This is a genomic window from Amycolatopsis roodepoortensis (assembly GCF_014873915.1).
In the GTDB taxonomy this organism is placed as follows: Bacteria; Actinomycetota; Actinomycetes; order Mycobacteriales; family Pseudonocardiaceae; genus Amycolatopsis; species Amycolatopsis roodepoortensis.
The window spans coordinates 273,478-286,853 of sequence record NZ_JADBEJ010000001.1; the positions used below are offsets into that span (position 1 = coordinate 273,478).

The window sequence follows — 13,376 nt, forward strand, 5'->3', positions numbered from 1 at the left end:
GCGATGCAACCGCAGCCCGCAGTGCCCGAAACGCCCGAGGACGCCACCGGCGGCCCCTCGGGTGTCGTGGCGTCCGCGGGCACGCAGGAGACCTCCGAAGAGGTGCCCGCCGAAGGCTGGACGTCCTTGCCGGAGACCGTTCGGGAGCGGATCGCCGAGCTGGCGGCCGCCGCCGTCGGCAAACTGCCGTCCGCCGACGTGCCGAGGCAGCTGCGCCCGGTCGCGAAGTTCGCCCCGGCGAAACGCGCGAAACTCGGCGGGACGGCGTTGCTCGCCGCGTTGGGGGAGTCTTCGCAGTTCCGGGTCGCGGTCACCGAGTGGCTGCGTGACCACCGCAAGGACGCCCTCGACCCGAACGCCCCCGATTCCGTCGCCGCCGCGGCCGCCGCCGTGCTCCTCGGCGAGGCGGGCGCGGCCGGACGGGTCCGGCTGGTGGCGAAGAACGCCGAGGAGACGGCGTTGCGCGCCGAACGCGACGCCGCGCTGGCCCGAAACCAGCGGCTGGAGGCCGAACTGGCCCAGCTGCGCGAAGAGTTGCGTGAGGCCAAGGAGATCGCCAGCGGCGCGCGGGGAGAACGCGACGCCGAGGTCGAGAAGCTGCTGAAACGCTTGCGGGAACAAGGTGTCCAGCTGCGTCAGGCGAAGGACGCCGTCGCCGAGGCTCACGCCCAGCTGGAGAGCGGCGGCGCCGAGAGCGCTGAGGAGATCAAGGCGCTGAAGGCCCAGCTGGACCGTGAGCGGCAGCGTGTCGCGGCAGAGCGGGCGCGGGCCGAGAAGGCCGTCACGGACGCTGAGATCGCCCGCCAGTCCGCCCGCGAGGCGCGTCAGGCCGACGAGGTCAGGCTCGGGCTGTTGCTGGACACGATCGAAGGCGCCGTCGGCGGCCTGCGCCGGGAACTTTCGGTGAGCGCGCGGGGACAGCGGCCGGCGGACATGGTCCGCGGCGCGACGTCGGGTATCGGGGCGGGCGGCAAGATCCAGGACGTCACCGGGCTCGACCGGCATCTCGCGCTGCCGAACGTGCATCTGATCGTCGACGGCTACAACGTCACGAAGACCGGATATCCCGAGCTGGCGCTTTCCGACCAGCGCGACCGGCTGATCCACCAGCTTTCCGCGCTCGCCGCGCGGACTTCGGCCGAGGTCACCGTCGTGTTCGACGGCGCCGGTGTGCTCTCCGTGCCCGCGGCGGTGCCGCGCGGGGTGCGGGTGCTGTTCTCCGAACGCGGCGTCCTCGCGGACGACGTCATCCGGTCCCTGGTCGCGGCGGAGCCGCCAGGGCGACCGATGGTGGTCGCGAGCACGGACCGGGCGGTGGCGGATTCGGTGCGGCGCAAGGGCGCGCACCCGGTGCCGTCGGCGGTGCTGGTTTCACGGCTGAGCCGGGTCTAGAGGTGTGATCGCTACTTGAGCGATCGCGCGTCGAGCGGGCGTTGGGGCGCATCTCGTGTCCGTGAAGGCCTCGGTAACCCCCACGTTCGCCCACCTGCACCAGAGACACGGAAATGTCGTGAAGGGCCCCTTTGAGACGGTGAACGTCTCGAAGGGGCCCTTCACGACATAAGAACTCGAGGCCGGGTCTGTCGGAGGCTGAAGGAGCCGCCCGAAACTGTCGGTGGTCGCTCTTAATGTGCACCTCACCACTGAAAGTGAGGAGCCCGACATGCACGACAAGGCCATCGCCGATATAGCCGACATAGAGACGCTAGTCATCGATTGCGACCGGTGCGCGGTCCGCGGTGACGCATGTCATGACTGTGTCGTCAGCGTCCTTCTCGGCGCCCCGCCGTCGCTCGAATGGGACGCCGACGAACGGAAAGCGGTCGACGCGCTCGCGGAAGCGGGGATGGTCCCGCGCCTCCGGATGGTCGCGATCGTGGAGCAGGAGCGCCGGAAAACCGCCTGAGACACGCCACTACCGGGGCATTCGGCGAGTGGTCGATCCGATCGGGTGAACGGTAGGTAGTCGCGACAGGTCCCAGGATGTAACGCCCGTCACATGTTTCCGCTCATGCTGGTCCGAAGGTGTTTCGGCGCATCACGCAGAGTTTTTGCGCCTGCCATGGTGGACGTCGTGCCCGTGGTTTCGTAACCTGTCCGAGATCTCGTGGCCGGAAGTCGTCGCCAGACGACGACACGGGATCGCCACCGAGGCAGCTTTGTCGGGGAGTTGCATCAGAACCAGCCGTGCGCCAAACCTGTTGCGATAGCTCTCGGCCAGGCGCAAGGCGGGAACGCGGGGAACCGCGCGGGCCTCACGGCCGGCGTCGCGGCTTCGCGGAAGAGGGCCCCCGACCTCTTCGTCCCTGGTTCCGAGTCGGTGGCCGACAGCAAAGGAGACACGCGCGACCGTGCAGTCGCATCCAGTGAAGCGCGTGGTGTCAGGAGCTTTGGCCGCGGCCGCGGTGATCACCGCGGTGACCGTCGTCCAGGCCCCGGCCACCGCCGCCCCAGGCCCCGCCCTCCAACAGCCCCCGTCCGGCTCGGACGCGCTCGCCAAGTACCGCGACCTCGCGGCACAGGCCGAGAAGGCGAACGAAGACCTCCTCAAGGCGAAGGACGACCTCGCCGCGAAGCAGAGCGAGCTCGACAAGGCGACCGCCGACGCCGCCGCCGCCAAGGAACTCGGTGTCAAGGCGGCCGGTGACGAGAAGACGTTCCAGGCCGAGGTGAACAAGTTCGCCGGTGCCTCCTTCACCAGCGGTGTGCAGTTGAACAAGCTGTCGTCGCTGCTGTCGGGCGCGTCGACCCAGGACTTCCTGGAGCGCTCCTCGGCGCTCGAGGTCCTCGCCGCGAACAAGAACACCGCGTTGAACAACCTGAGCGGTGCCGTCGCCCAGGCCGCGGCCGCCGCCAAGCAGGCGGCGGACGCCCAGAACGCGGCCACCGCCGCCCGTGACACGGCCGCCAAGCTGACCACGGACATCGAGGCGCGGCAGAAGACGCTGAACGACCAGCTCGCGGAGATCCAGCGCGCGAGCAACAACCTCAGCGCCTCGGACCGCAACGCTCAGAAGGACAAGGGCGGCGCGTTCCCCAACGTGCCCGCTCCGGGTCCCGCCGCGGCGACGGCGCTGGCCGCCGCGAAGAGCAAGCTCGGCAGCCCGTACGGCTGGGGCGACACCGGGCCGTCGTCCTTCGACTGCTCCGGTCTGATGCTCTGGGCGTACAAGCAGGCCGGGCTCACCCTGCCGCGGTCGAGCCGTCAGCAGTCGACCTTCGGCGCCGCTGTGCAGCGTTCGCAGCTCCAGCCGGGCGACCTGGTGTTCTACAACTCGCCGGTCTCGCACGTCGGCATGTACGTCGGCAACGGCATGATGGTGCACGCGCCGACCACCGGTGACGTCGTCAAGGTGTCGCCGCTACAGAACAACTACGTCGGCGCCCGTCGCCCGACGGCCTGACGAACAGACGACAAGGGGCGGTACCGCGCAGGCGGTGCCGCCCCTTTCGTATGCGGCGGGCCAAGTAGCCTGCAGGGGTGCTGAGGACCCTGCTGGTGACCAACGACTTCCCGCCCCGGCCAGGCGGTATCCAGAACTACCTGAACTCGCTGGCCACCCGCCTCCCCGCGGACGACCTGGTCGTCTACGCGCCGTCCTGGGAATCGAGCACCGGCTCGCACGGCGAGTTCGACGCCGCCGCCCCGTTCGAGGTGGTGCGCCACCCGACGTCGCTGATGCTGCCTACCCCGGACGTGCTCAAGCGGGCCAAGGAGATCATGCGCGCCCGCGACTGCGAGGCCGTTTGGTTCGGCGCCGCGGCGCCGCTGGCGTTGCTGGGGCATCCGCTGCGGGCGGCGGGCGCCCGCCGGGTCCTGGCGTCCACGCACGGCCACGAGGTCGGCTGGTCGATGCTGCCGGGTTCCCGGCAGGCGTTGCGGCGGATCGGCGACACCGTCGACGTGATCACCTACGTCAGCAAGTACACGCGCTCCCGGTTCTCGGCCGCTTTCGGCCCGATGGCGGGGCTGGAGATGCTCCCGTGCGGCGTGGACACCACGCTCTACCGCCCGGATCCGGCCGCGGGCAAGGAGATCCGCGAGCGGCACGGGCTCGGCGACCGTCCCACGATCGTCTGCGTTTCGCGGCTGGTCCCGCGCAAGGGCCAGGACATGCTGATCAAGATCCTGCCCGAGCTCCGCAAGCGGGTCCCGGACGTGGCGCTGCTGCTCGTCGGTGGCGGTCCGTACCGCAAGACGCTCACCGGGCTCGTCGAAGCGATGGGCGTCGAAGACAGCGTCGTCATCACCGGATCGGTGCCGTGGAAGGAGCTGCCCGCGCACTACAACGCGGGTGACGTCTTCGCGATGCCCGCGCGGACGCGCGGGAAGGGGCTCGACGTCGAAGGCCTCGGCATCGTGTACCTGGAGGCTTCGGCGACCGGGCTGCCGGTCGTCGCCGGGAATTCCGGTGGCGCGCCGGAAACGGTGCTGGACGAGGTCACCGGGCACGTCGTCGACGGCCGTGACGAGCAGCAGCTGCGGGAGACGCTGGCCGCGTTGCTGGCGGATCCGGTGCGCGCGCGGCGGATGGGGGCCGCCGGCCGAGACTGGGTCGGCGAGAACTGGCGGTGGGACACCATGGCCAGCAGGCTTTCCGGGCTGCTCGACGGTGACCCCGTCGCGGCGGTGCGCTGAGTGTCTGTTGGTGAACCCGCGCCGCGATCGACGTCGGCAGGGCGCGACCTGGTAAAGCTCGTTCCTGTGGGTGACCAGGGCGCCCTGCCACCGCGATAGCGGGGCCTTCGGCCGGCTCTGAGGAATCAGGGTTCGTAGCGCGCCGGATGCTTCGGATCGTCGACGCGGATCACCACGTCGGACAGCGCCGACGGGGCGACTTCCTGTTCGTAGCGTTCGTAGGCGGGCAGCGCCCATTGCTCGGGCACCCGCCGTTTGAGCGCGGCCGGCGAGAGCCACAGGTGCACGCTCAGGTCGAAAGCGAGCCCCGCCCCGAAGAGGAATTCACCGTCCAGCAGGACGACGCCGCCTTCGGGCAGGCTGACGCGTTCGGCACGCGTGGCACGGTCGCGGACCGGGTCCCACAGGGACGGGAGGACCTGCCCGCTGCCGTCCTCGGCGAGCGGGTCCAGCACCTCGCGGCGCAGGGCGCCGAGGTCGAGCCAGTCGGTGTAGCGCGAATCGGGGTCCTCCTTGCCGCGTTCGAAGCGCAACGAGGCAGGCCTGAGGAAGTCGTTCGCCGAGACCCGCACCACCGCGTGACCGGCGACCCGCAGGGGATCGACCAGGGCGTCGGCGAGTTCTGTGGTGTTGGTCGCACCGGCCGCGCCGTCGATCGCGACCGCGATCCGGCGGCGGCCCGTGATCGCCGTGATGCGCTGGGTCAGTTCGGAGACCAGCAGAGCGGGAGAAATCGGACGGTAGCGCACAGACAGAGATCCTCCACCCGGACCGGTGACTGTCGAACGGTACACCCGATGGGATGATGGCCCGGTGGTGAAAGCAACGGCCAAGACAGCCGGAAGTGGTTGGCAGGTAGGCGTTTCCCAGACGGTGCCGTACACCAGCACCCAGGTCTGGGACTTCCTGGTCGGACGCGAGGGCGTCGGCATCTGGCTCGGCCCCGGCGCCGAGCTCGGCACCGAGCTGGGCGCGGCGTACGAGACGGCGAACGGGACGACCGGCGAGATCCGCGGCCGCTCCGAGGGCGACAAGCTCCGCCTGACCTGGCGGCCGAAGGATTGGGACCACGATTCGACCCTGCAGATCACGGTGAGCGGAACCGAGCAGAAGACCACGCTCCGCTTCCACCAGGAGTGGCTCGCGGGCGCCGACGAGCGTGAGGAACAGCGGGCATACTGGACCGAAGTGACCGAGCGAGTGGTGGCCGCGCTGGCCGAACGCTGACCGGCGCGCCGGGGGAGGCGTACCGATGGGGGAACCGAAGAACCTGGCCGAGGATCTCGTCCAGGAACCGCACCGGGTTTCGGCGCTGCTGCGCGAAGAGGGCCCGGCCCGCAAGGTCCGGATGCCGCGCGGCCTGGACGTCTGGATCGTCACCGGATACGCAGAGGCCCGCGCGGTCCTCTCGGATTCCCGCGTCGGCAAGGATCCGGCGGCCATCCGGCGGCTGTTCGAACGCGACGGCTTCGAATCCGCGGCCGACAGCGCGGTCCGCGCGCTCGGCGGGCATATGCTCAACTCGGACCCGCCGGACCACACCCGGCTGCGCAAACTGGTCAACCAGGCGTTCACCTCGCGCACGGTTTCCCGGCTGCGGCCGAGGATCGAGCAGATCACCGCGGAACTGCTGGACGGCATCGGCGACGCCGAGCGCGTCGATCTGTTGCCCGCCTTCGCCGTTCCCCTGCCGATCCGGGTGATCTGCGAACTGCTCGGCGTCCACGCGGGCGACCAGCCGGCGTTCGCGACCTGGTCGAACACGATGGTCGCCTGGTCGACGCCGGAGGAGCTCCAGGCCGCGGCGGCGAAGATGCACGCGTACCTCGTCGACCTCATCGAGGAGAAGCGCGCCGAACCCGCCGAAGACCTGCTTTCGGGCCTGATCCACGCCAGCGACGAAGGTGATTCGCTCTCCGCCGACGAACTGCTGGCCATGGCGTTCCTGCTGCTGGTGGCGGGATTCGAGACGACGGTCAACCTGATCGCGAACAGCGTCTTCGCGCTGCTGCGCGAGCCGGACCAGCTGGCCGCGCTCCGGGCCGATCCCGCCCTGCTGCCCGGCGCGATCGAGGAGTTCCTGCGCTACGACGGCGCGATCCACCTGGCGACCATCCGGTTCACCCGTGAACCCGTCCCGGTCGGTGACGTCGAGATCCCGGCGGGTGAATTCGTGCTCGTCTCCCTGCTCGGCGCGAACCGCGACGCCGGGCGGTTCGAGGACCCGCACCGGCTGGACGTCACGCGGACGGCGGCGGGGCATCTCGCGTTCGGGCACGGCATCCACTACTGCGTCGGCGCACCGCTGGCCCGGCTGGAGGCCGAGATCGCGTTGCGCGGGCTGCTGGAGCGGTTCCCGGCGCTCAGCCTGGACGCCGAGCCGGAAACCTTGCGGTGGCGGGAAAGCACCCTCGTCCACGGCCTGGAAACCCTCCCTGTGCGCCTGCGCTGAGGAGAGCGTGTCGTAGGGTCGCCGGATGGACGCCGCCGAACTCCTCGCGCTCGACGCGGAACACGTCTGGCACCCGTACGGGCCGATGCCGAGCACGATCGATTCCCTGCTCGTGCGTGAGGCGAGCGGTGTCCGGCTCACCCTCGACGACGGCCGTGAGCTGGTCGACGGCATGTCCTCCTGGTGGGCGGCGATCCACGGTTACCGGCACCCGGTGCTGGACGCGGCGCTGGCCGAGCAGGCGGGCCGGATGAGTCACGTGATGTTCGGCGGGCTCACCCACGAACCGGCCATCAGGCTGGCGAAGACGCTGGTCGACCTCGCTCCGGAGGGGCTGCGGCACGTCTTCCTGTGCGATTCCGGGTCGGTGTCGGTCGAGGTCGCCGTCAAGATGTGCCTGCAGTACTGGCAGTCGGTGGGGCGCAAGGAAAAGCGGCGCCTGATGACCTGGCGCGGTGGTTACCACGGCGACACGTTCACGCCGATGAGCGTCTGCGATCCCGAGGGCGGGATGCACTCGCTGTGGCGCGGGATCCTGCCGGATCAGCTGTTCCTGCCCAAACCGCCCGGCGGTTTCGCCGACGAGCCGGATCCGGCGTACCTCGAACTGCTCGCGACCGAGATCGAGCGGCACGCGGGCGAGCTGGCGGCGGTCATCGTCGAGCCGGTCGTACAGGGCGCCGGCGGAATGCGGTTCCACCCGCCCGCGTACCTGCGCGCGCTGCGCGAGATCACCGAGGCCAACGGCGTCCTGCTCATCTTCGACGAGATCGCCACCGGTTTCGGCCGCACCGGCACGATGTTCGCCGCCGAGCACGCCGGCGTCACGCCGGACGTCCTGTGCCTCGGCAAGGCGCTGACCGGTGGTTACCTCACGATGGCGGCAGCGCTGTGCACGCCGGAGATCGCCGACGGGATCTCGCGCGGCGAGCTGCCGGTGCTGGCGCACGGCCCGACGTTCATGGCGAACCCGCTGTCCTCGGCAGTCGCCAACGCCTCGCTGGGGATCCTGGCCGAGGGCGGCTGGAAGTCCGACGTCCCGCGGATCGAGGCGGCGCTGAAAGCCGGGCTCGAACCGGCTCGCGAGCTGCCCGCGGTCGCCGACGTGCGGGTGCTCGGCGCCATCGGCGTGGTGGAGCTGGACCATCCCGTGGACATGGCGGTGGCGACCGAGGTCCTCACCGCGAACGGGGTCTGGCTGCGCCCGTTCCGGAACCTGATCTACACGATGCCGCCCTACATCTCCCAGGCGGACGACCTCGCCGCGATCACCTCCGCAATGGTCTCGGCCGCCCAAAAAGCGTAAATACGGCGAAATTCAACCCAAAGAGTGTGACAGCGGCCACAGCAATCGGGAGAGGCCACGCTGGGTACAGAGCGTGGTCGCGAGTTGATCTTGGTCAAGCGAACGGGCGAGTCCGATCGAGGTCCAACTCGGGCGGTTTGTCGTCAAAGCGTGGTTCGTCCTAGTTCCCTGGTGCACAAGCAAACCTGAGAAACCTTTGCGTAGCGGACTTTTGCGCGCCGATCGGGTTTCCTGCCCCCATGATCGACTTCGTTGGTGACGAGCACGACACCGGGCCTCCGGGCCGCCGCAATCCCGCATCGACCCTCCTGAAGAACCTCCGCCACGACCTCCCGGCTTCGGTCGTCGTCTTCCTCGTGGCCGTTCCGCTTTCGCTCGGCGTCGCACACGCCGCCGGGGCCCCCTTGCTCGCCGGACTCGTCTCCGCCGTCGTCGGCGGGATCGTCGCGAGCCTCTTCGGCGCCTCCGTCCTTCAAGTCAGCGGCCCCTCCGCGGCGCTGACCATCGTCATCGCGGAGACCATCGCCACCTTCGGCTGGGCGGCCACCTGCGCGATCACCGCCGCGGCCGGTGTGGTCCAGATCCTCTTCGGCGTCTGCCGCGTCGCGCGGGCCAGCCTGGTGATCTCGCCCGCCATCGTGCACGGCCTGCTCGCCGGGATCGGGTTGATCCTCGTCCTCGGTCAGCTGCACGTCGTGCTCGGTGGCACGCCTCGGAGTTCCGCGATCGAGAACGTCCTCGCGCTGCCGGGCCGGATCGTCGGGCATCACGACCAGGCCGCGCTGATCGGTGTCGTCACCGTCGGTGTTCTGCTGGCCTGGACCCGGATGCCGCGTTCGGTGCGCCGCGTCCCCGGCCCGCTCGCCGCCGTCACGCTGGCGACCGGCCTTTCCGTCGCGGCCGGGATGGACCTGCCGCGCGTCGACCTCCCGAACGGCTTGCCAGGGCTGGGTTTCGTCCCCGAGGCGCCGTCCGGTTCCTGGGCCGCGATCATCGCCGCCGTTCTCTCCATCGCGCTCATCGCCAGCCTGGAGAGCCTGCTTTCCGCCGTCGCCATCGACAAACTCCGCGAGGGGCGGCGCACCGACCTCGACCGTGAACTGATCGGACAGGGCCTGGCGAACGTCGCTTCCGGTTCGCTCGGCGGATTCCCGGTCACCGGCGTCGTCGTGCGCACCATGACCAACTTCGAAGCGGGCGCCCGCACCCGGATGTCGGCGGTCCTGCACAGCGTCTGGATCCTCGGCTGCTGCCTGTTCCTGGCGGGCGCGCTGCGGCTGATCCCGCTGGCCGCGCTCGCCGGCCTCCTCGTCTACGTCGGTGCGAAACTGGTCAACCTCACGAATCTCCGCGAGGTCCGCCGCCACGGCGATCTGCCGGTCTACTTCGCGACCCTGCTCGGCGCGGTCGCGGTCGACCTGCTCACCGGCGTCGCCGCGGGGATCGTGGTGGCGCTCGCGCTGATGCTGCGCCGGATGCTGTTCTCCGGCATCCACGTCGAACGGGACGGCCCTCGGAGCCGCGTCGTCATCGAAGGCGCGCTCACTTTCCTTTCCGTGCCAAGGCTCACGACCGTTCTCGCCGAAGTACCCGGACGTTCGGAGGTGACGCTCGAACTGTTCGTCGACTACCTCGACCACGCCGCTTTCGACTGCCTGCGCGGCTGGCAGCGCGCGTACGAACGCGCCGGGGGGACCGTGATCGTCGACGAGATCGGGCATCCGTGGTTCGGCCGCGGCAAGGCGGGCGTGCCGACCGTGCGCCGCGGCGTCGCCTCGCGCGTGGTGCCGCGATGGCTCGCGCCGTGGTCGCAATGGCAGGCCGAACATCTCGAACTGCCGGGCCAGCGCGGCGGCAGCGTTCCGTTGTGCCGTGGCGCATCGGAGTTCCAGCGGCGGACGGCGCCGCTGCTGCGGAGCACGTGGGACGGGCTGGCGAACGGGCAGCGGCCGCACACGTTGTTCGTCACCTGCGGCGACGCGCGGATCGTGCCGAACCTGATCACCACCAGCGGGCCGGGGGACCTGTTCACCGTGCGGAACATCGGAAATCTCGTCCCGCACGCCGGCGCCGAGGCGGATTTCTCGGTGGGGGCGGCGATCGAGTACGCAGTCGGGCTGCTGCGGGTGCGGGAAGTGGTGGTGTGCGGGCATTCCGGCTGTGGGGCGATGAAGGCGTTGCTCGGTGACGCGCCCACCGGTCTCGTGCACCTCGGTGGCTGGCTGCGCCACGGCGAGGCGACGTTGCGGCGCAGGGAAAGCGAAGGGCCGGTGCTGCTCGACGGTGCCCGCCCCGGCCACGAGGCGGATCTGCTCGCCCTGCACAACGTGGTGCAGCAACTGGAAAACCTGCGTTCGTACCCGGTGGTGGAGGCCGCGCTGGCGCGGGGCGAACTCCGGCTCACGGGGATGTACTTCGACGTCGGGAAGGCGAACGTGTACCTGCTCGACGAAGCGATGCGGTCGTTCACTTCGGCGGCGACCCCGGTGAGTTCCTGAGCGCGTGAAGGCCCCCTTCCCTCGGCTCAGCCGAGGGAAGGGGGCCTTCACGCGCAATCGGGCCGAGTTGACCGGGCGGCCGACCGATACATCCCAGGATTCGGGAGCCCACAAGGCTTTTCGCAACGCCCTAGACATCTGCGGGCAACAGAACAGGTCAAAAGTGGGCTACGCCACCCATCTGTCAGGTGATATTCACTCGATCAGGTGGTGCATATCGGACAATTCACCAGTTTCCTGGTGATCATGATGGTGATCATCAAGAAACCTCTCGCCGTGCTCCGGCACGACCTGCCCGCTTCGTTGGTGGTGTTCCTCGTCGCCGTCCCGCTGTCACTCGGGATCGCGCTCGCGTCAGGGGCGCCGATCGTCGCGGGGTTGATCGCCGCCGTGGTGGGAGGTGTGGTCGCCGGAGCCCTCGGCGGTTCCGCCCTCCAAGTCAGCGGCCCGGCCGCCGGGTTGACGGTGATCATGGCCGAGACCATCGCGACCTTCGGCTGGGCGACGACCTGCGCGATCACCGTCGTCGCGGGTGCGCTCCAGATCCTGCTGGGCCTGAGCCGCATCGCCCGCGCGGCGCTCGCGATCTCGCCCGCCATCGTCCACGGCATGCTCGCCGGTATCGGCGTCACGATCGTCCTCGGCCAGCTCCACGTCGTACTGGGCGGAACGGCCCAGAGCTCCGCGCTCAAGAACATCGCCGAACTGCCCGCGCAGATCGTCGGCCACCACGACACCGCCGCGTTGATCGGCGTGCTCACCATCGGCATCCTGCTGCTGTGGCCGCGGCTTCCCGCGTCCGTCCGCAAGGTGCCCGGCCCGCTCGCCGCGATCGCGCTGGTGACCGTGCTGTCCGTGGCCGCGGGGATGACGCTGCCCCGCGTCGACCTGCCGGGTGACCTGCTCAACATCCGCTTCGCGCCGGAATTCCCGGACGCGGGCTGGGGCGCGTTCGCCGTCGCGGTCATCACCATCGCGCTGATCGCCAGCGTGGAAAGCCTGCTCTCGGCCGTCGCCGTCGACAAGATGCACACCGGCCCGCGGTCGAACCTCGACCGCGAGCTGATCGGGCAAGGCGCCGCGAACATGACCTCCGGCGCGCTGGGCGGGCTCCCGGTCACCGGCGTGATCGTCCGCAGTTCCACCAACGTCGCCGCCGGCGCCCGCACCCGCGTGTCCGCGATCCTGCACGGCGTCTGGATCCTCGTGTTCGTCGCCGCGTTCGCCGGGCTGATCCAGAACATCCCGCTCGCCGCGCTGGCGGGCCTGCTCGTCCACGTCGGCGCGAAACTGGTCAACCCCGGCCACATGAAGCAGGTCCTCAAACACGGCGACCTGGGGCTGTACCTTGTGACGCTCGCCGGGGTGGTCGTCTTCGACCTGCTCACCGGCGTCCTGCTCGGGATCGCGCTTTCGGTGCTGCTCATGCTCCGGCGCACGGTGTGGTCCGGGATCCACGCCGAACGCGCCGGTGACGAATGGCGCGTCGTCGTCGAAGGTGTCCTGACGTTCCTTTCGGTGCCGAGGCTCAGCCGGGTGCTCGCGACCGTGCCCGACGGCGCGAAGGTGACCCTGGAGCTGGTCGTCGACTACCTCGACCACGCCGCCTTCGAGAGCCTGTCGAACTGGCAGCAGGCGCACGAACGCGCCGGTGGGAAGGTGATCGTCGACGAGGTCGGGCATCCGTGGTTCGCCAACGGCAAATCCGGCGACCCCACGCTGACCAGGACGGCCGCGGTGCGGTCGGTGCCGCGGTTCCTCGCGCCGTGGTCCGACTGGCAGGCCAAGGACGTCGAGGTGCCCGGCCAGCGCGGCGGGCCGACCCTGCGCGGGGCGACCGAGTTCCAGCGGCGCACGGCCGCGCTCATGCAGCCCGCGCTCAGCAAACTGGCGGGCGGCCAGTCGCCGCACACCCTGTTCATCACCTGCGGTGACGCGCGGATCGTGCCGAACATGATCACCACCAGCGGTCCCGGCGACCTGTTCACCGTCCGCAACATCGGGAACCTGGTGCCCGCCCGCCGGGCCGACCCGTCGATGGGCGCCACCGTCGAATTCGCCGTCGGTGTGCTGAAGGTGCGCGAGATCGTGGTCTGCGGGCATTCGGGCTGCGGAGCGATGCAGGCGCTGGCCACCGGCGCCCCGGACGGCGCGCCGATGCTGGCCTCCTGGCTGCGGCACGCCGAGCCGAGCGCGAACCGCAAGGCGGCGGTAACCCTCGACGGCGAACGTCCGGACGCCGAGGTCGACCGGCTGGCCCTGCAGAACGTGCTGCAGCAGCTGGAGCACCTGCGCCACTACCCGCTGATCGCCGAGGCGGAGGCGCGCGGCGAACTGCACCTGACCGGGATGTACTTCGACGTCGGGGCGGCGCAGGTCTACCTGTCCGACGACGAGAGCCCGGCGTTCACCCCGGTCGGCGCCGTCGCCGCCGTGCCCGAACAGGGGAGCTGACGGCCCGTTCAGCGCGACTCGATTCCG

At 70.1% G+C, this 13,376-nt stretch carries 10 protein-coding genes; 9 read left to right on the forward strand and 1 reads right to left on the reverse strand.

The features are described from left to right. Positions 1 to 3: 3 nt before the first annotated feature. The 4 genes from H4W30_RS01345 (at position 4) to H4W30_RS01360 (ending at position 4,639) form a co-directional block, all read left to right on the forward strand. A complete protein-coding gene (locus tag H4W30_RS01345) occupies positions 4 to 1,392 on the forward strand; it encodes an NYN domain-containing protein (RefSeq protein WP_192741104.1) in 1,389 nt (462 codons plus the stop codon). Positions 1,393 to 1,663: 271 nt separating this feature from the next. Further along, entirely contained in the window at positions 1,664 to 1,906 is a 243-nt protein-coding gene (locus tag H4W30_RS01350) for a hypothetical protein (RefSeq protein ID WP_192741105.1), read from the forward strand. 445 nt (positions 1,907 to 2,351) lie between these two features. After that, the gene (locus H4W30_RS01355) at positions 2,352 to 3,404 is read left to right on the forward strand and encodes a C40 family peptidase (RefSeq protein WP_192741106.1); all 1,053 of its coding nucleotides are present in this window, start codon (positions 2,352 to 2,354) and stop codon (positions 3,402 to 3,404) included. Positions 3,405 to 3,481: 77 nt separating this feature from the next. Continuing rightward, positions 3,482 to 4,639: a glycosyltransferase family 4 protein gene (locus H4W30_RS01360; RefSeq protein ID WP_192741107.1), complete on the forward strand. Its 1,158-nt coding sequence runs from the start codon at positions 3,482 to 3,484 to the stop codon at positions 4,637 to 4,639. A 125-nt stretch (positions 4,640 to 4,764) separates the two neighbouring features. On the opposite strand, the gene H4W30_RS01365 is transcribed toward H4W30_RS01360, so the two are convergent. After that, positions 4,765 to 5,388 carry a nucleoside/nucleotide kinase family protein gene (locus tag H4W30_RS01365; protein WP_192741108.1) on the reverse strand — a complete coding sequence of 208 codons (624 nt, stop codon included), beginning with the start codon at positions 5,386 to 5,388 and terminating at the stop codon, positions 4,765 to 4,767. 124 nt (positions 5,389 to 5,512) lie between these two features. Here H4W30_RS01365 and H4W30_RS01370 point away from each other — a divergent pair, with 124 nt between their 5' ends. The 5 genes from H4W30_RS01370 to H4W30_RS01390 all read left to right on the forward strand — a co-directional run bounded on the left by H4W30_RS01370 (position 5,513) and on the right by H4W30_RS01390 (position 13,349). Next, a complete protein-coding gene (locus tag H4W30_RS01370) occupies positions 5,513 to 5,866 on the forward strand; it encodes an SRPBCC domain-containing protein (RefSeq protein ID WP_126733768.1) in 354 nt (117 codons plus the stop codon). A gap of 25 nt (positions 5,867 to 5,891) precedes the next feature. Beyond that, positions 5,892 to 7,091, forward strand: coding sequence for a cytochrome P450 family protein (locus H4W30_RS01375; RefSeq protein ID WP_192741109.1), 1,200 nt, complete (start codon positions 5,892 to 5,894; stop codon positions 7,089 to 7,091). Between the two features lie 25 nt (positions 7,092 to 7,116). Continuing rightward, positions 7,117 to 8,397 carry an adenosylmethionine--8-amino-7-oxononanoate transaminase gene (locus tag H4W30_RS01380; protein ID WP_192741110.1) on the forward strand — a complete coding sequence of 427 codons (1,281 nt, stop codon included), beginning with the start codon at positions 7,117 to 7,119 and terminating at the stop codon, positions 8,395 to 8,397. A 239-nt stretch (positions 8,398 to 8,636) separates the two neighbouring features. Then, positions 8,637 to 10,895 carry a bifunctional SulP family inorganic anion transporter/carbonic anhydrase gene (locus tag H4W30_RS01385; RefSeq protein WP_192741111.1) on the forward strand — a complete coding sequence of 753 codons (2,259 nt, stop codon included), beginning with the start codon at positions 8,637 to 8,639 and terminating at the stop codon, positions 10,893 to 10,895. A gap of 246 nt (positions 10,896 to 11,141) precedes the next feature. Beyond that, the gene (locus H4W30_RS01390) at positions 11,142 to 13,349 is read left to right on the forward strand and encodes a SulP family inorganic anion transporter (protein WP_455423566.1); all 2,208 of its coding nucleotides are present in this window, start codon (positions 11,142 to 11,144) and stop codon (positions 13,347 to 13,349) included. Positions 13,350 to 13,376 lie beyond the last annotated feature (27 nt).

Bases quoted from the DNA above. Each gene is read 5' to 3' on its own strand.
- H4W30_RS01385 (WP_192741111.1), top strand. From the start codon at position 8,637: ATGATCGACTTCGTTGGTGACGAGCACGACACCGGGCCTCCGGGCCGC.
- H4W30_RS01390 (WP_455423566.1), top strand. From the start codon at position 11,142: ATGATGGTGATCATCAAGAAACCTCTCGCCGTGCTCCGGCACGACCTG.
- H4W30_RS01375 (WP_192741109.1), top strand. From the start codon at position 5,892: ATGGGGGAACCGAAGAACCTGGCCGAGGATCTCGTCCAGGAACCGCAC.
- H4W30_RS01380 (WP_192741110.1), top strand. From the start codon at position 7,117: ATGGACGCCGCCGAACTCCTCGCGCTCGACGCGGAACACGTCTGGCAC.
- H4W30_RS01350 (WP_192741105.1), top strand. From the start codon at position 1,664: ATGCACGACAAGGCCATCGCCGATATAGCCGACATAGAGACGCTAGTC.
- H4W30_RS01345 (WP_192741104.1), top strand. From the start codon at position 4: ATGCAACCGCAGCCCGCAGTGCCCGAAACGCCCGAGGACGCCACCGGC.